The organism is Pseudomonas sp. PAGU 2196, from assembly GCF_022179005.1.
Taxonomy (GTDB): Bacteria; Pseudomonadota; Gammaproteobacteria; order Pseudomonadales; family Pseudomonadaceae; genus Aquipseudomonas; species Aquipseudomonas kermanshahensis.
Window position 1 is genome coordinate 254,579 of sequence record NZ_BNTL01000009.1, and the last position, 16,707, is coordinate 271,285.

The 16,707-nt window shown below is 62.4% G+C and carries 16 protein-coding genes; 7 read left to right on the forward strand and 9 right to left on the reverse strand.

All coding sequences use genetic code 11. The annotated features are described in order from the left end of the window. Positions 1-14: 14 nt before the first annotated feature. The 7 genes from ssuB to MFF34_RS09320 form a co-directional block, all read right to left on the reverse strand. Positions 15-827 carry an aliphatic sulfonates ABC transporter ATP-binding protein gene (gene ssuB, locus MFF34_RS09290; protein WP_238212669.1) on the reverse strand — a complete coding sequence of 271 codons (813 nt, stop codon included), beginning with the start codon at positions 825-827 and terminating at the stop codon, positions 15-17. Further along, positions 824-1,621, reverse strand: coding sequence for an aliphatic sulfonate ABC transporter permease SsuC (gene ssuC, locus MFF34_RS09295; RefSeq protein ID WP_027595181.1), 798 nt, complete (start codon positions 1,619-1,621; stop codon positions 824-826). The genes ssuB and ssuC overlap by 4 nt, the downstream gene beginning before the upstream one ends. Before the next feature lie 10 nt (positions 1,622-1,631). Then, positions 1,632-2,780: an FMNH2-dependent alkanesulfonate monooxygenase gene (gene ssuD / locus MFF34_RS09300; protein ID WP_099428069.1), complete on the reverse strand. Its 1,149-nt coding sequence runs from the start codon at positions 2,778-2,780 to the stop codon at positions 1,632-1,634. A 60-nt stretch (positions 2,781-2,840) separates the two neighbouring features. After that, entirely contained in the window at positions 2,841-3,806 is a 966-nt protein-coding gene (locus MFF34_RS09305; protein WP_027595179.1) for a sulfonate ABC transporter substrate-binding protein, read from the reverse strand. A gap of 94 nt (positions 3,807-3,900) precedes the next feature. Continuing rightward, positions 3,901-4,494, reverse strand: a complete 594-nt coding sequence (gene ssuE / locus MFF34_RS09310) for an NADPH-dependent FMN reductase (RefSeq protein ID WP_027595178.1) — start codon at positions 4,492-4,494, stop codon at positions 3,901-3,903. A 229-nt stretch (positions 4,495-4,723) separates the two neighbouring features. After that, positions 4,724-5,362: a peroxiredoxin gene (locus MFF34_RS09315; protein WP_027595177.1), complete on the reverse strand. Its 639-nt coding sequence runs from the start codon at positions 5,360-5,362 to the stop codon at positions 4,724-4,726. Positions 5,363-5,527: 165 nt separating this feature from the next. Continuing rightward, positions 5,528-6,856 (reverse strand): OprD family porin, encoded by a 1,329-nt coding sequence (locus MFF34_RS09320; RefSeq protein ID WP_085273870.1) that lies wholly within the window; start codon positions 6,854-6,856, stop codon positions 5,528-5,530. A gap of 499 nt (positions 6,857-7,355) precedes the next feature. Here MFF34_RS09320 and tauA point away from each other — a divergent pair, with 499 nt between their 5' ends. From tauA to tauD, 4 genes are read left to right on the forward strand one after another with little or no spacing between them, the layout of a single operon-like run. Next, entirely contained in the window at positions 7,356-8,327 is a 972-nt protein-coding gene (tauA, locus tag MFF34_RS09325; protein WP_238212671.1) for a taurine ABC transporter substrate-binding protein, read from the forward strand. A 13-nt stretch (positions 8,328-8,340) separates the two neighbouring features. After that, entirely contained in the window at positions 8,341-9,129 is a 789-nt protein-coding gene (tauB, locus tag MFF34_RS09330) for a taurine ABC transporter ATP-binding subunit (RefSeq protein ID WP_238212679.1), read from the forward strand. After that, positions 9,126-9,965, forward strand: coding sequence for a taurine ABC transporter permease TauC (gene tauC, locus MFF34_RS09335; RefSeq protein WP_238212681.1), 840 nt, complete (start codon positions 9,126-9,128; stop codon positions 9,963-9,965). Before tauB ends, tauC begins: the two co-directional genes overlap by 4 nt. A gap of 45 nt (positions 9,966-10,010) precedes the next feature. Beyond that, complete coding sequence (gene tauD, locus MFF34_RS09340) at positions 10,011-10,844, forward strand: taurine dioxygenase (protein WP_238212689.1); 834 nt, start codon at positions 10,011-10,013, stop codon at positions 10,842-10,844. Positions 10,845-10,958: 114 nt separating this feature from the next. Here tauD and betT read toward each other — a convergent pair whose 3' ends face one another. Both betT and epsC read right to left on the reverse strand, forming a co-directional pair. Further along, positions 10,959-12,920, reverse strand: a complete 1,962-nt coding sequence (gene betT, locus MFF34_RS09345) for a choline transporter BetT (RefSeq protein WP_172960398.1) — start codon at positions 12,918-12,920, stop codon at positions 10,959-10,961. A gap of 334 nt (positions 12,921-13,254) precedes the next feature. After that, positions 13,255-14,187, reverse strand: coding sequence for a serine O-acetyltransferase EpsC (gene epsC, locus MFF34_RS09350; protein ID WP_186681849.1), 933 nt, complete (start codon positions 14,185-14,187; stop codon positions 13,255-13,257). A gap of 270 nt (positions 14,188-14,457) precedes the next feature. On the opposite strand from epsC, the gene tcyJ reads away from it, so the two are divergent. Genes tcyJ through tcyN form a run of 3 tightly spaced genes read left to right on the forward strand, consistent with a single transcriptional unit; the run spans position 14,458 to position 16,678 of the window. Further along, positions 14,458-15,252 carry a cystine ABC transporter substrate-binding protein gene (gene tcyJ / locus MFF34_RS09355; protein ID WP_238212691.1) on the forward strand — a complete coding sequence of 265 codons (795 nt, stop codon included), beginning with the start codon at positions 14,458-14,460 and terminating at the stop codon, positions 15,250-15,252. Beyond that, positions 15,249-15,917: a cystine ABC transporter permease gene (tcyL, locus tag MFF34_RS09360; RefSeq protein WP_027595168.1), complete on the forward strand. Its 669-nt coding sequence runs from the start codon at positions 15,249-15,251 to the stop codon at positions 15,915-15,917. The genes tcyJ and tcyL overlap by 4 nt, the downstream gene beginning before the upstream one ends. 2 nt (positions 15,918-15,919) lie before the next feature. After that, the gene (gene tcyN / locus MFF34_RS09365) at positions 15,920-16,678 is read left to right on the forward strand and encodes an L-cystine ABC transporter ATP-binding protein TcyN (RefSeq protein WP_085273875.1); all 759 of its coding nucleotides are present in this window, start codon (positions 15,920-15,922) and stop codon (positions 16,676-16,678) included. Positions 16,679-16,707 lie beyond the last annotated feature (29 nt).

A 16,707-nucleotide genomic window follows, 5' to 3' on the forward strand; every position in this document is an offset into this window, starting at 1 on the left:
GGTAAGTGAGTGATTCAGTGCGCCCAACGCAGTTGCGTGGGCAAAGGGGCTACAGGATCCGGCTCAGGCGCAGTGCCCGGGGCCGACAGAACACGGTTGAGCACTTCGCTTTCCAGCGCCGCCAAACGGTGCGAACCACGCGACCTTGGCCGTGCCAGATCGACAGTGAGGTCGAGCCCGACCTCGCCGTCTTCGATCAAGATCACCCGGTCCGCCACGGCAACCGCCTCGCTGACATCGTGGGTGACCAGCAACACGGTGAACCCGTGCTGACGCCAGAGGCGTTCAATCAATTGCTGCATCTCGATACGGGTCAATGCATCCAGGGCACCCAGCGGCTCGTCCAGCAACAGCAGACGCGGCTGATGAATCAGTGCCCGCGCCAGGGCCACCCGTTGCTTCTGGCCACCGGAGAGTGCTGCCGGCCACTCGTTGGCGCGGTCGGCCAGGCCGACTGCTTCCAGCGCATCCAGCGCCCGTCGCCGCCAGTTGCCAGACAAGCCCAGGCCGACGTTGTCGATCACCTTCTTCCACGGCAACAGGCGCGCGTCCTGGAACATCAGCCGCGTTTCTTCGCGGGCTTCGGCCAAGGGTGCGGCACCGGCCAGTAATTCACCGGCGCTGGGCTGGTCGAGGCCGGCCAGCAAACGCAGCAAGGTGCTCTTGCCGCAGCCGCTGCGGCCAACGATGGCGACGAACTGGCCGGCCGGGATGTGCAGGTCGATGCCTTTGAGCACTTCACGCTGGCCAAAGGTTTTACGCAGGCCGTTGGATGCCAGGGGGATGCCACGCAGCAGGCGTGGCGGCTGTTCCTTGAGCACGGTCATGCGCCCTCCTTCTTGGCCACTTGATAGGCCGGGTGCCAGCGCAGCCAGACACGTTCCAGGCCGCGGGCGGCGAGGTCAGCGAGCTTGCCAAGCACGGCGTACAGGACGATGGCCAAGACCACCACGTCGGTCTGCAGGAATTCACGGGCGTTCATCGCCAGGTAACCGATACCGGCATTCGCCGAGATGGTTTCTGCCACGATCAGGGTCAGCCACATGAAGCCCAGGGCGAAGCGCACGCCCACCAGAATCGAGGGCAATGCACCTGGCAGGATCACCTGACGGAACAGGCCGAAACCGGAAAGGCCATAGCTGCGCGCCATCTCCACCAAGGCCGGGTCAACGTTGCGGATGCCGTGGTAGGTGTTGAGGTAGATCGGGAACAACGTGCCCAGGGCGACCAAAAAAATCTTTGCCGACTCATCGATACCGAACCACAGGATCACCAGTGGGATCAGCGCCAGGTGAGGCACGTTGCGGATCATCTGCACCGAGCTGTCGAGCAGGCGTTCGCCCCAGTTCGACAGGCCAGTGATAAAGCCCAGCGCCAGGCCGATGCTGCCGCCGATGACGAAACCCAGCCCGGCACGCCAGCCACTGATGGCCAGGTGGGTCCAGATCTCGCCGCTGCGCACCAGCTCGACACCCGCGCTGACCACCGCGCTCGGCGCTGGCAGGATGCGGGTCGACAGCCAGCCCGCGCTGACCGCCAGCTGCCAGGCTGCCAGCAGCAGTACCGGCAGTGCCCACGGGGCCAGGCGCTGGGCTAAGGTAGAAGAAGTTGCACGACTCATGGCCCGGCCCTCAGCTCTGCGACACGGACTTGGGCAGGATGTCGTTGGCCACCATCTCGCCGAACGGGCTCACGTAACCGGTACTTTTCGGTTGTTCCGGGCGCTGTACGTCGAGGTGCGGGAACAGCAGCTCGGCAACGCGGTAGGACTCTTCAAGGTGTGGATAACCCGAGAAGATGAAGGTATCGATGCCCAGCTCGGCGTATTCCTTGACCCGCGCAGCCACGGTAGGGCCATCGCCGACCAGCGCAGTACCGGCGCCGCCACGTACCAGGCCGACACCCGCCCACAGGTTGGGGCTGACTTCCAGGTTATCGCGGTTGCCGCCGTGCAGGGCAGCCATGCGCTGCTGGCCGACCGAGTCGAAACGCGCCAGCGAGGCCTGGGCACGGGCGATGGTTTCGTCGTCCAGGTGCGAGATCAGGCGGTCAGCGGCGGCCCAGGCTTCTTCATTGGTTTCACGCACGATCACGTGCAGGCGGATACCGAAGCGCACTTCGCGGCCTTGGGCGGCAGCCTTCTCGCGCACCTGGGCGATTTTTTCGGCGACAGCGGCCGGTGGCTCGCCCCAGGTGAGATACAGCTCGACCTGCTCGGCCGCCAGGTCTTGCGCGGCTTCGGACGAACCGCCGAAGTACAGCGGCGGACGCGGTTGCTGAACCGGTGGATAGAGCAGTTTGGCGCCCTTCACCTGGATGTGCTTGCCGTCGTAGTCGACGTTTTCGCCTTCCAGCACCTTGCGCCAGATACGGGTGAACTCGACCGAGGCTTCGTAGCGCTCTTCGTGGCTCAGGTGCAGGCCGTCACCGGCCAGTTCGTCCGGGTCGCCACCGGTGACCAGGTTGAACAGCGCACGGCCGTTGGACAGGCGGTCCAGGGTCGCGGCCTGGCGCGCCGCCACGGTCGGCGAAATGATGCCGGGGCGCAGGGCAACCAGAAACTTCAGGCGCTGGGTGACAGGGATCAACGACGCAGCCACCAGCCAGGAATCCTCGCAGGAACGCCCGGTAGGGATCAGCACCCCACCAAAACCAAGGCGGTCGGCAGCCTGGGCAATTTGCTGCAGGTAGCCGTGATCGACTGCACGGGCGCCATCGGAGGTGCCCAGGTACTTGCCGTCACCGTGTGTGGGAAGAAACCAGAAAATGTTAAGGCTCATTGGAGTTGTCTCCTCAAGGGTGGCTCAAGCCGGAGCAACGCCCCGGCGCAGGCAATTCAATCAAGGCGCACTGGCGACCTTGGCCGGGGGTGTCCAGATCACGTCCTTGATGCTCAGCGGCTTGGGAATAAGCTTCAGCGCCTGGAACGTGTCGGCGATCTTCTGTTGCGCGGCCACCACCTCAGGGGTGAGCGGCGCAGCGCCGTAGCCTTGGCGCTTGACCGAGGTCAGGGTGATGTCGGCAGGCAGCCCAAGCAGGGGCGCGACCTGATCGGTGACCTCCTGCGGGTTGGCCTGGGACCACTCGCCCACGGCACGCACTTCGTCGATCAAGGTGCTGATCACGGCAGGGTGCTGGGTGGCATAGTCACGGGTGGCGAGATAGAACTGATGGTTGTCGACCAGGCCCTTGCCGTCACGCAGGGTACGTGCCTGCAGCTGTTTCTCGGCGGCGGCCTGGTACGGGTCCCAGATCACCCAGGCATCGACGCTGCCACGCTCGAATGCCGCGCGGGCATCGGCTGGCGGCAGGTAGACCGGTTGAATGTCGCTGTATTTGAGGCCTGCATCTTCCAGGGCACGCACCAGCAGGTAGTGGACGTTGGAGCCCTTGTTGAGGACGACTTTCTTGCCTTTGAGGTCTTTCACCGACTGGATCGACGAGCCCTTCGGCACCAGGATCGCTTCGCTGTGCGGCGCCGGTGGCTCGTAGGCCACGTAGAGCAGGTCGGCGCCGGCAGCCTGAGCGAATACCGGCGGCGTTTCGCCGGTGACGCCGAAGTCGATGGAGCCGACGTTCAGGCCTTCGAGCAACTGCGGGCCACCGGGGAATTCGGTCCACTGCACCTGCACGCCTTGCTCGGCCAGGCGCTTCTCCAGCGTGCCTTTGGCCTTGAGCAGCACCAGGGTGCCGTATTTCTGATAACCGATGCGCAGGCTCTCGGCCTGGGCTTGGGTGATGGCGCCGAAGGACACAGCCGCCGCAAACAGGGCGACCAGACCACGACGCAAGAAGACTGTGCGCATGGCGCTCTCCTGTGCGAATGGGGTTCGGGTTGCACCTGCTTGCCTCGTTGACGGGCGAGTAAGGTGGATGACGCGATAAAGCCGTTGAACCGGGTCAGATGCTCCAGCGGGCACTGATCAGGCGTTCGTTGAGTACGCCGGGGGCCACGGGGCGCGGCCGACGGGCCAGGGCAACGTGGAAGGTTTCCAGCGAGTCCTGCAGGCGCTCATCCAGAGCAGGTGCCAGCTGTGCCGCCTTGGCGCCTTCTGCGTAGGCGACCTGGCTGTCGTCGGCGAAGATCCCTTGCAGGGTCTCTTGCGCCTTGAGTGCCGACAGCACCGGTTTTAACGCGTAATCCACCGCCAGCATGTGGGCGATGCTGCCGCCGGTAGCGATGGGCAGCACGACCTTGTGCTCCAGGGCGCGCTCGGGCAGCAGGTCGAGCAAAGTCTTCAGCGCGCCGGCGAACGATGCCTTGTACACCGGGGTGGCGACGATCAGGCCATCGGCCTGGGCCACCAGTTGCTGGAAGTGCTGCACCTGCGGGCTGTCGAAGCGCGCATGGAGCAGGTCCTCGGCGGGGAAGTCACGTACCTGGAAGGTCACCACTTCGACGCCACGGTGCTGCAGCCACTGGCGCGAGCGCTCGAGCAACACGCCGGAGCGTGAACGGGTACCAGGGCTACCACCGATTGAGACGACCAGCATTGGAGCGCTTCCTTGTGTTCTGTTGGGAGTGACATTAACAGCCTGTTCATATACCTAGAAATCATATTTTTTCATTTGTTTATTCCATTTTTGTTTATTCCCAAATGCGGTCTCTGTGGGGGCGGGTTTACCCGCGAAGAAGCCAACACCATTCCTTCAGGCATAAAAAAGGGCCGTCGAAACGGCCCGAAATCCCTGCTATGGCTAAGAGCAATGCAACGTGGATCCTTTAACGATTAGGTTGCGGCGTCAGGCGCAGATAAGGCTTCACCGCCCGATACCCTTTGGGGAAACGCTGCTTGATCTCCTCCTCGTCTTTGAGCGAAGGCACGATCACTACGTCGTCACCGTCCTGCCAGTTACCTGGCGTGGCGACCTTGTAGTTGTCGGTCAGCTGCAGCGAGTCGATCACCCGCAAAATCTCGTTGAAGTTGCGCCCGGTACTGGCCGGATAGGTAATGGTCAGGCGCACCTTCTTGTTCGGGTCGATGACGAACAGCGAGCGCACGGTCAGGGTGTCATTCGCGTTCGGGTGAATCAGGTCGTACAGGTCGGACACCTTGCGGTCGGCGTCGGCGATGATCGGGAAGTTGACCACGGTGTTCTGGGTTTCGTTGATGTCATCGATCCACTTGTGGTGCGAGTCGACCGGGTCCACCGACAGCGCGATGGCCTTGACGCCGCGCTGGGCGAAGTCGTCTTTGAGCTTGGCGGTCAGGCCCAGTTCGGTGGTGCACACCGGGGTAAAGTCGGCCGGGTGGGAAAACAGCACACCCCAACTGTTGCCGAGCCACTCGTGGAAGCGGATCTTGCCTTCACTGGAATCCTGTTCGAAATCGGGGGCGATGTCGCCGAGTTTGAGGCTCATGGGGTGCGGCTCCTGTGCTGTGTTCTGGCCTTGTGGGGTTCAATGTGCCTGCATTCAGTTAAAAACAAAAAGAATAAATACTGATTTATTTATAACCACAGAGCATACCGAATTGCAGACACAAAAAAGCCTCGCACTAGGCGAGGCTTCTGGTTCAGCTACGGCTTACAGGAAGTTGTAAGTGTAGTTGAAGATCAGACGGGTCTGATCCTGGTCAGCCAGCGAGCTGGTGCCAGTGCCACGGTAGACACCGTGACGCAGGCTGGCGCCCAGGCCTTTGAAGGTGCCTTCCTGGATGACGTAGTCGACGCGAGCGTCACGTTCCCATTCGCTGAAGGTACCGTTGCCGTTGGCGTTCTTGCCGTCTTCACCTTTCAGGTAGGAGACCGAAGCTTTCAGGCCAGGGACGCCCAGACGCGCGAAGTCATACGAGTACTGACCGAAGGTGGTGTTTTCACCGGCCTTGGCGAACTGGTTGATCATGCTGTCGGTGAACAGGTAGAAGCTGGAGCCACCGGCGCCTTCGTTGCGGCCATTGCCATCAACGACGCTGCCTTGGTTGAGCCAGACGAAACCACCGTCATCGTTGACGCGCTGGTGACCGAGCATCAGCGCATGGCCGCCCAGGGTGTAGGTGAACATGGCGGTCCAGGTCTTGTTGTCGACCTCGCCAGCGTTCTTGGCATAACCGCCGTTGTTGTTGAAGCGGTAGCCGGCTTCACCGTTCTTGCCGTCGCTGCTGCTGTCGAAGTAGCGCAGGTCGGTCTTGAACGACTGGTCGTCAGCAATCTTGAACACGTGGGTCGCGCCCAGGAAGTGCTGCTTGTAGAAGTCTTCCAGGTTCGAGTAGTAGTACTGCAGGGTCAGGTCTGGCGTGAGCTTGTAGTCCAGGCCGCCGTAGCGGAACTTGTTGCTGTCCTGGGTAGCGCCCGCCACGGACAGGCCGGTACGGTTGCTCGAAGCACGGCCCATGGCGTGGGTCAGCTGACCGGCGTTGACGGTCAGGTTGTCGATTTCCTTCGACTGGATGGTGCCACCCTCGAAGGTCTGCGGCAGCAGACGGCCATCGTTCGCCACCAGGATCGGCAGGTTCGGCGCCAGGGCGCTACCGAAGTGGGCTTCGGTCTTGGAGAAGCGAGCCTTGGCATTACCGCCTACACGCGCCCACTGGCTTACAGCAGACCCGTCGGTATCGCTCGGGAAGAAGCTGCTGTTGTCAGGGTGCTTGCCGCGGCCGCCATCCAGGTGAATACCCCACAGGGCCTGAACATCGACGCCGAAGCCAACGGTACCTTCGGTGAAACCGGACAGGTAGTCGAGCTTGAAGCCCTGGCCAGACTCGCGGTTGTCAGCACCGCCGTCACGGTTGTCGTTGTTGAAGTACATGGTGCGCGAGCTGAGCGACAGTTTGCTGTCTTCAACGAAACCGGCAGCGCCTGCTTGTTGGGCGAGAACCCCCAGTGCCACGGCCAGAGCCAGGCTGGACTTGTACATGTTTTGCTCCTCTACGTTCTAATTCTTGTGTATCTCTGGAGGCGGGGTCTGCTGCCCCGCTCACCGTGGATTGGCGATTTAGTCCCAAAGCGTGACCATGAAGTCAATCGTTTCTAAACGTTTCGCGACTTTGGTCTAAGACGCCACCTGCGCTACAGGATAATGACAATCCTATAAATCCAAAATGACCGTTTTATGAATTTGTAAGATTTTTCGGGAATATGTTAGGAACCTTTACTGCCATTTGTTGTAAACGGCGCATTCGTTCATAACTTTGGGTTATTTGCAAACGTTTGCTCATAACCTAATTCCATACTGATATAAGGGACGAAAAAGCCTAGCAGCCCTGTCGGATTTCGCCATTGCGCGACATCAACGGCGCGCGGCTTAAAGCATTTGGCTCCTAAGCTAATTCTAAAAAGTTATTTATTTTAGATTTCTTAGATCATTTAGTCTTCTCGTCATCCATCACATCGATTGCCTGACGAGAGGTTCAACCATGATCCCGCACGCTCCGCTGCGCCTGTTCGCCGCCCTGACCCTCGCCGGCACCAGCTGGTTGGCCCAGGCCGCCGACCTGACCGTGGCCTACCAGACCACCGTTGACCCGGCCAAAGTGGCCCAGGTCGATGGCGACTACGAAAAAGCCAGCAAGGCCAGTATCGACTGGCGCAAATTCGACAACGGCGCCGATGTGATCACGGCTGTGGCCAGCGGTGACGTGCAGATCGGCTACCTCGGTTCCAGCCCGCTGGCCGCTGCGGCAACACGCAAACTGCCGGTCGAGACCTTCCTGATCGCCACCCAGATCGGCGCGGGCGAAGCACTGGTGGCGCGCGACAGCATCAAGACGCCGCAAGACCTGATCGGCAAGAAAGTGGCCGTGCCTTTCGTTTCCACCGGCCACTACAGCCTGCTGGCGGCGCTCAAGGCCTGGAACATCGACCCGTCCAAGTTACAGATCCTCAACCTCGCGCCACCGGCGATCATTGCCGCCTGGAAACGCGGTGACATCGACGCGACCTACGTCTGGGACCCCGCCCTGGGCGTGGCCAAGGAAAACGGCAAGGTGCTGATCACCTCCGGTGAACTGGCCGAAAAAGGCGCACCGACCTTCGACGCCTGGATCGTGCGCAAGGACTTCGCCGACAAGCACCCTGACGTGGTCAAGGCGTTCGCCAAGGTCACCCTCGACGCCTACGCCGACTACCGCAAAGACCCGCAAGCCTGGCTGGCCAACAAGGACAACGTGGCCAAGCTGGTCAAGCTGTCCGGCGCCAAGGCCAGCGATATCCCGGTGCTGCTGGAAGGCAACGTCTACCCATTGGCCGCCGACCAGGCCAACGCCCTGGGTGCACCGACCACCCAAGCGCTGACCGACACAGCCACCTTCCTCAAGCAACAAGGCAAAGTCGACGCGGTGCTGCCGGACTACTCGCCGTACGTCAGCGCCAAGTTCCTTCCAAACTGATCCGGAGCCCGTCATGGCCTTGCTTGAACTGGAGCGCATCAGCGCACAGTACCCTGGCGCCAGCACCCCGGTGCTGGCCGACATCAACCTGAGCCTGGGGCCACGCCAGCTGCTGGTGGCCCTCGGGCCATCCGGCAGCGGCAAGACGTCGCTGCTCAACCTGATCGCCGGCTTCGTCGCCCCCTGCGGCGGCCGCATCACCCTTGACGGTGCACCGGTCAACGGCCCCAGCGCCGAACGCGGTGTGGTGTTCCAAGACGATGCCTTGCTGCCCTGGCAAAACGTGCTGGGCAACGTCGCCTTCGGCCTTGAACTGGCCGGCGTACCGCGCCCCCAGCGCGAGGCCAAAGCCCGCGAGATGCTGGCCTTGGTCGACCTGGAAGGGTTTGCCGAGCGGCGCATATGGCAATTGTCCGGTGGCCAGAAGCAGCGTGTCGGCCTGGCCCGCGCGCTGGCGGCCGACCCACGGGTACTGCTGATGGACGAGCCGTTCGGCGCACTCGACGCCTTCACCCGCGAGCAGATGCAAGAGCTGCTGCTGCAGGTTTGGCAGCGCACCGCAAAGCCTGTGTTCCTGATTACCCACGACATTGAAGAAGCGGTGTTCCTCGCCAGCGAGCTGGTGCTGCTGGCGCCCAACCCAGGGCGTGTGGTCGAGCGCCTGCAGTTGGACTTCGGCCAACGCTACGCGGCGGGCGAGCCGGCCCGGGCGATCAAGTCCGACCCACGCTTCATCGAAACCCGCGAGCATGTGCTGGCGCGGGTCTTCTCCCAACGCCAAAGCCTGCAGGAGCGCGCATGAGCAGCCTGGATCTGCCGGTTACCGGCAAACGCGACGCCCACACCCGGCCTGCTGAAAAGGCACGCCGCCCGCTTGCTACCCGCTGGATCAGCACCCTGACCCTGGCCAGCCTGCTGCTGGCCTGGTGGCTGGTGACGGCCGCCGGCTGGATCGAGCCGCTGTTCCTGCCGGCGCCCGGCGATATCCTGGCCAGGGCCTGGACCCTACTGACCCAGGGCTACATGGATGCCAGCCTGTGGCAGCACCTGGGGGCAAGCCTGGGCCGTATCGGCCTGGCACTGGTCTCCGCCACCCTGACCGCCATCCCGGTCGGCATCGCCATCGGTTACAACCGTGTGGCGCGGGGCATTCTCGACCCGCTGATCGAGTTCTACCGCCCTATTCCGCCTCTGGCCTATCTGCCGCTCATCGTCATCTGGTGCGGCATCGGCGAGCTGTCGAAAGTGTTGCTGATTTACCTGGCGATCTTCGCCCCGATTGCCATCGCCACCGCCACCGGCGTACGCACCGTCGACCCGGCCAAACTGCGCGCCGCGCAATCGCTGGGGGCGACCCAGGCGCAACTAATCCGCCATGTGATCCTGCCCAGCGCCTTGCCCGACATCCTCACCGGCATCCGCATCGGCCTTGGGGTCGGTTGGTCGACCCTGGTCGCTGCAGAACTGATCGCCGCCACCAGCGGCCTGGGCTTCATGGTGCAGTCGGCGGCGCAGTTCCTGGTCACTGACGTGGTGGTGCTGGGCATTCTGCTGATCGCCCTGATCGCCTTCGCGTTGGAAATGAGCCTGCGCGCGCTGCAACGCAAGCTGGTGCCCTGGCACGGGCAAAGCCACTGACCACGCCGGCATTTCGGCGCCTAGTAAAAACAGATCGAGACCGACATGAGCCTGACCATCACCCCTCTCAGCCCGGCGCTCGGCGCCCAGATCAGCGGCGTGGACATCAGCCGCGACATCACCACCGAGCAGCGCGACGCCATCGAGCAAGCGCTGCTCAAGCACCAGGTGCTGTTCTTCCGCGATCAACCGATCAACCCAGACCAGCAAGCCCGCTTTGCGGCCCGCTTTGGTGACCTGCACATCCACCCGATCTACCCCAACGTGCCGGAAACCCCGCAGGTGCTGGTGCTCGACACGGCGGTCACCGACGTGCGCGACAATGCCGTCTGGCACACCGACGTGACCTTCCTGCCGACCCCGGCGTTGGGCGCGGTACTCAGCGCCAAGCAACTGCCGGCGTATGGCGGCGACACCCTGTGGGCCAGTGGCATTGCCGCCTTCGAAGCCTTGTCGGCGCCCCTGCGCGAGATGCTTGATGGGCTGACGGCCACCCATGACTTCACCAAGTCGTTCCCGCTCGAGCGTTTTGGCACCACGCCAGAAGACCTGGCGCGCTGGGAAGCGACCCGGCGCAACAACCCGCCGCTGTCACACCCAGTGATCCGCACGCACCCGGTCAGCGGGCGCAAGGCGCTGTTCGTCAACGAAGGGTTTACCACGCGCATCAACGAATTGAACGAGTATGAGAGCGACGCGTTGCTCAAGCTGCTGTTCGCCCATGCGACCAGGCCTGAGTTCAGCATTCGCTGGCGGTGGCAGGAAAATGATGTGGCGTTCTGGGACAACCGCGTGACCCAGCATTTTGCGGTGGATGATTACCGGCCGAATCGGCGGGTGATGCACCGGGCGACGATTTTGGGGGATGCGCCGTTTTGAACCGCGGGAGGCCGTTGGCCTCCATTCGCAGCACAAGGCTGCTCCTACAGGGGATCGCACATCCTGTAGGAGCAGCCTTGTGCTGCGAAAGGGCCGCAAAGCGGCCCCAGCGGGCTAGCGGACCAAGTGCAAGTACTGCATATGCCGCTCGTACTGGTCGAGGATGTCGTTGATGATCTGCTCCTTGCTGTAGCCCACCAGGTCGTAGTTCTGGCTGCCCTCGCTCAGGTGCACCTCCGCCCGGTAATAACGGCGGTTCTTCAACTCCTGAGCACCCAGCCCACCCAGCGCAAACGACGGCGTGAAATAGCCGCGCATCTGCACCTGGTAGATGAAGGGTTGCTCCTCGCCATGGCCCACTTTCAAGCTGACGTTGTCGTGGCTCGGGTCGTCCTGGGTAATCAGCACCAGGCCCTTCTGCTCGAACACCTCACGCACATCGGCAATCGCCGGGCGCACCACGTCGTCCATGAAGCGGTACACCTCATCGCGTGACGGGAAGTGCACGGCCTGGCTCAGGCGCTGGCGCCAGCCGCCGCGCCCACGACGCGACTGAGCGAACGGCGCCAGCGAATGCATCTGCGCAATCTGCCGCTGGGACTCCAGGTAAAACGCCTTGTGCAGCCCCCACATCATGCACAGCAAGATCAGCGAGAACGGCAGCGAGGTCAGCACCACCGCCGACTTCAGCGAATCGATGCTGCCGGCGAACAGCAATGCACTGGTGATCAACGCGGTCATCGCGCCCCAGAAAATCCGCAGCCAGTTAGGCCCGTCTTCATCCGGGTCACCACCCTTGGCCGACAAAGTCGACAGCACCACAGTGCCCGAGTCGGCCGAGGTGACGAAGAACACGAAGCTGATAAACACCGTGGTCGCGATGACCACCTTGCTCCAGGGGTAGGTCTCCAGCAGCAGGTACAGGCTCATCGACGGGTTATCCAGCGCCGATTGGCCAAGCGCGGTCATGCCATGGTTGATGACCTGGTCCAATGCGCTGTTGCCGAAGATCGACATCCACGCCAGGGTGAAGCCCAGGGGAATCAACAACACGCCGAAGACAAATTCGCGGATGGTGCGCCCGCGCGAGATACGCGCAATGAACAAGCCCACGAACGGCGCCCAGGCGATCCACCAGGCCCAGTAGAACACCGTCCAACCGCCCAGCCAGTCGCGGTTTTCGCCATAGGCATAGACGTCGAAGCTCTTGCGGGGCAAGGCGCCGAGGTAGTCACCCAGGTTCTGGATAAGGGTGTTGAACAGGTGCTGGGTAGGGCCGGCAAACAGCACGAACAGCAACAGCGCGCAGGCCAGGAACAGGTTGATGTCGCTCATCACCCGCACGCCTTTCTCCACCCCGGCGACCGCCACGGCCACCGCCGCGCCCATCATCAGGGTGATCAGCGCGACCTGCACCCACTGGCTGTGGCTGATCCCGAACAGGTAATCCAGGCCGGCGTTCAGGTGCAACACGCCAAAGCCCATGTCGGCGCCCAGGCCGAACACCGTGGCAATGATGCCGAAGCCATCCACCGCGTAACCAATCGGCCCGTTGATGCGCTTGCCGATCAGGGGGTACAGCGCCGAGCGCAAGGCCAGCGGCAGGTTATGCCGGTAGGCGAAGTAGGCCAGCGCCATGCCGACGAAGGCAAACACGCCCCAGCCATGCAGGCCCCAGTGCAAGAACAGGATCTGCATGGCCTGGCGCCCGGCCTCTGCCGTGCCTGCTTCGCCCTGGGGCGGCTGCAGCATGTGGGTCAGCGGTTCGGACACGCAGAAGAAGAACAGCGTGATGCTGATGCCGGCGGCAAACAGCATGCCGGCCCAGGACAAGTAGCTGAACTCGGGTTCGTCGTGGTCGGCACCGAGCTTGATCTTGCCGTAGCCAGACAAGGCGGTGACCACCACGAAGACCAGGTACAGCGTCATCGCCAGCATGTAGTACCAGCCAACCGTATTGGCCGCCCAGTTCTGCGCCGCCAGCAACCAGTCGCCTGCAGCTTGCGGATTGGTGATGACGATCAGGCCGAAGATGAGGATGAAACTTGCCGCGAAATAGAACACCGGAGGGTTCATGCGCATCTTGCCGTTGGCAAGGGTGGGGGTCGGTGCACTCATCGGGCATGCACCTCGTCACGTGACGTAAGGTTCGAAATGAACGGGTTCAGCAAAGGAATCCTCCTGTTGAACACCGGCAGCGGACCAGCGTTTTTTCATTGAACAAGCGTTCAAGTTAACCATGGATCGGGATTTGATGCGAACCGGGGTGCTGATCGGTGCCTGCCTGAGCCGGCCCTTTTGCGGGGCAAGCCCGCTCCCCCAGGTACATCACTAGCCCCAATAGGCTGATGATTCTGTGGGAGCGGGCTCGCCCCGCGAAAGGGCTGGTACAGCCAGTAAAGACCTCAGGTCAGTTCTTGTCCTGGCAATCCAGCTGTAGGTTGGCCTGGGTAATGTTGCTCTCGGCCGGCACGCTGCGGGTGAGCCACACATTACCGCCAATGGTCGAGCCCTTGCCGATGGTAATGCGCCCCAGGATCGTCGCCCCCGCATAGATCACCACGTCGTCCTCGACGATCGGGTGGCGCGGTAGGCCTTTGTGCAGGGTCCCTGACTCATCGCTTGGGAAGCGCTTGGCGCCCAGTGTCACCGCCTGGTAAATACGTACCCGCTCGCCGATGATCGCGGTCTCGCCAATCACCACGCCGGTGCCGTGGTCGATGAAGAAGCTCGGGCCGATCTGCGCGCCGGGGTGGATGTCGATGCCGGTCGCCGAATGTGCCAGCTCCGAACTGATGCGCGCCAGCAGCGGCAAACCAGCCTGGTACAAGTGATGCGCCAGGCGGTGATGGATGATGGCGAGGATGCCTGGGTAGCACAGCAGCACCTCATCGACACTGCGCGCCGCCGGGTCACCGTGGTAGGCGGCCAGCACGTCGGTGTCGAGCAATACCCGCAAGTTGGGCAGCGCCGCAGCAAAATCCTGGATCAGCCGCAGTGCCTGGGCATCGACGGACACCAGGTCACCCTGGCTCTGCCGGGCGGCGTAGCGCAGCTCCAGGCGGGCCTGGGCCAGCAATGCAGTCAGGGCGGCATCCAGGGTGTGCCCTACGTAAAAATCTTCACTCTCTTCGCGCAGGTCGACCGGCCCAAGGCGCATCGGGAACAGCGCCCCGCACAACTGCTCGAGAATCTGCCGCATGGCCTCGCGAGAGGGCAGTTCGCGCCCGCCCTGCTCGCCAATGCTGCGGCCATTGCGGCTGCGCCATTGCTCACGGGCGCTGCGCAAACCACTGACGATACTGTGCAGCTGCCAATGCGCGGATGTTGGTTGTTCGCTCACGGTGTTCTCCTGCCTGGGGCCAATCTGTCGTTATGCAATCCACTCTACGGCAAATCCATCCCTTGGAAAAAACAACGCTTTATTCCATCCTGCGCTAAGTCGGGCATAAGCCGCGATGACGGCGCCAGTATCCTGGCCTACCCTCAAAGCTGACGTCACTCGGCAGAAAAACAAAACGGAATAATAAGATAATTTTTTATTATTTCCTGGCCTAAGCGGCCAACTTTATAGTCGCCACCCACTACTTCCACACCAAGCGCGGGGCCTGACATGTCGAAATTCGCCAAACCGCTACTCAACGCCAGCCTGGCCATCCTGCTGGGTGCCGGCCTGCTCAGCCAGGCCTTCGCCGGCGAGCAATTGAAGACCATTCAGGAAAAGGGCGTGATCAACGTCGGCCTGGAAGGCACCTACCCACCGTTCAGCTTCCAGGATGAAAGCGGCAAGCTGGCCGGCTTCGAAGTGGAGCTTTCGGAACTGCTGGCCAAGGAGCTTGGGGTCAAGGCCAAGATCCAGCCGACCAAATGGGACGGCATCCTTGCAGCGCTGGAGTCCAAACGCCTGGACGTGGTGGTCAACCAAGTGACCATCTCCGAAGAGCGCAAGAAAAAGTACGACTTCTCCGAGCCCTACACCATCTCCGGCATCCAGGCGTTGGTGCTGAAGAAGAAAGCCGCAGACCTGAACATCAAGACTGCACAGGACCTGGCGGGCAAGAAAGTCGGCGTCGGCCTGGGCACCAACTACGAGCAGTGGGTGAAGCAGGACGTGCCGAAAGCCGAAGTCCGCACCTATGAAGACGACCCGACCAAGTTCGCCGACCTGCGCAACGGCCGCATCGACGCGATCCTGATCGACCGCCTGGCCGCACTGGAATACGCGCAAAAAGCCAAGGACACCGAGCTTGCCGGCGATGCCTTCTCGCGCCTGGAAAGCGGCGTGGCCCTGCGCAAAGGCGAACCTGAGTTGCTGGCGGCCCTCAACAAGGCCATCGACAAGCTCAAGGCCGACGGCACGCTGGCCAAGCTGTCGGAAAAATACTTCGGTGCCGATGTCACTAAATGATCGCTGAAAGCCTGCAACTCGTTGTCGATTCCACGCCCTTCCTGCTGAAGGGCGCGGGTTATACGGTGCTGCTCAGTGTCGGTGGCATGTTCTTCGGCCTGGTGCTGGGGTTTGCCCTGGCGCTGATGCGGCTGTCGAAGATGTTGCCGCTGAACTGGCTGGCACGCATCTACGTGTCGTTCTTCCGGGGCACGCCGCTGCTGGTGCAGCTGTTCGTGATCTACTTCGGCATGCCGCAGATCGGTATCGAACTCGACCCCATCCCGGCCTCGCTGATCGGCCTGTCGCTAAACATGGCAGCTTACATCTGCGAAATCCTGCGTGCGGCGATTTCCTCGATCGACCGTGGCCAGTGGGAAGCCGCTGCCAGCATCGGCATGACCCGCACCCAGGCCATGCGCCGGGCCATCCTGCCGCAAGCCCTGCGTACGGCCTTGCCGCCGCTGGGCAACAGCTTCATCTCGCTGGTCAAGGACACCGCCCTGGCGGCGACCATCCAGGTGCCCGAGCTGTTCCGCCAGGCCCAGCTGATTACCGCGCGCACCTTCGAAGTCTTCACCATGTACCTGGCTGTGGCGGTTATCTACTGGATCCTCTGCAGTATCCTCGCGCACTTCCAGAACCGCATGGAAGCGCGGGTCAACCAGCATGACCAGGAGCATTGAGCATGATCGTAGTTAAAGGCCTGTCCAAGCAGTTCAAGGGCCAGACCGTGCTCAATGGTATCGACCTGACCGTGCAGCCAGGCGAAGTGGTCGCCATCATCGGCCCCAGCGGCTCGGGCAAGACCACCTTCCTGCGCTGCCTCAACCTGCTGGAAACCCCCGACGCCGGCCAGATCCAGATCGGCGCCATCAGCATCGATGCCAATCGCCCGCTGGGTGGGCAGCAGAGTGCGATTCGCCGGTTGCGTCAGCAGGCCGGTTTCGTGTTCCAGAACTTCAACCTGTTCCCCCACCGTACCGCCCTGGAAAACGTCATCGAGGGCCCGGTGATCGTCAAGAAGACGCCCCGCGACCAGGCCATCGCCCTGGGCCGCAAGCTGATGGCCAAGGTAGGCCTGGCGGGCAAGGAAGACGCCTACCCCCGGCGCCTTTCCGGTGGCCAGCAGCAGCGGGTAGCGATTGCCCGTGCCCTGGCGATGGAGCCTGAGGTGATTCTGTTTGATGAACCCACCTCGGCGCTCGACCCGGAGCTGGTTGGCGAAGTGCTCGCCACCATCCGCGGCCTGGCCGAAGAAAAGCGCACCATGATCATCGTTACCCACGAGATGAGTTTTGCCCGTGATGTGGCGAACCGGGTGATCTTCTTCGACAAGGGGGTGATCGTCGAACAGGGTGAAGCCAAGGCGCTGTTTGCGGCGCCCAAGGAAGAGCGTACCCGGCAGTTCTTGCGCAAGTTCCTCGGCACCGCAGCTTCGGAATAAACCTGTACTGGCCTCTTCGCGGGCAAGTC